The organism is Pseudovibrio sp. POLY-S9 (assembly GCF_001431305.1).
In the GTDB taxonomy this organism is placed as follows: Bacteria; Pseudomonadota; Alphaproteobacteria; order Rhizobiales; family Stappiaceae; genus Pseudovibrio.
The window spans coordinates 1-573 of sequence record NZ_LCWX01000163.1 but is presented as its reverse complement, the minus strand read 5'-3'; the positions used below and the strand labels follow the sequence as shown (position 1 = coordinate 573).

At 49.9% G+C, this 573-nt stretch carries 1 protein-coding gene; it reads left to right on the top strand.

Annotated elements, in window-relative coordinates; genetic code table 11:
- The coding region (locus tag PPL9_RS32715; RefSeq protein WP_200962324.1) for a hypothetical protein at window positions 1-289 on the top strand (289 nt) is incomplete at its 5' end.
- Window positions 290-573: the final 284 nt, after the last annotated feature.

The window sequence follows — 573 nt, the reverse complement described above, 5'->3', positions numbered from 1 at the left end:
CGATGCCGATGCCGATGCCGATGCCGATGCCGATGCCGATGCCGATGCCGATGCCGATGCCGATGCCGATGCCGATGCCGATGCCGATGCCGATGCCGGTGTTGTCGTGCTGAGTACGGGGATATGTTTTTCTGGAGCGGGGATAGATGTTGGCAGATGGGGAATAAGTCTGCTGCTGAACCTTGCTCCTAGTTGCTTCTTTGGACTGTCTTGGTGTGAGGTCTTTTGTAATCTTGCACCGCCGTTTGACCTGCTGGTTTTACATAGCAACGTAATATTGCAGGTTTGAACGCAAAAAACGCAAAGCCTCTCAAATCTGGCGTTGTGGTGTTTTTAGGCTGCTGAATGTGGTTTTTGTTGTTGCGCTTTGTGTGTTGGTTTGGTTCACGGCTCTGTTGTAAGGCCGATCAATTAACTATCGCGCTCTTTATATGCAGCATATGCATCTGGTCTTTCTCTAGTGTCTGTCCTTTAACAGTGATCTCTGATTGTTGACGCTGATCTCTTTGGCTCCAACTTTGGCTTGCTCAGCACTTTGGCGCTAGCTGTAAGAGTAGAGGGTAGGGGATGTCT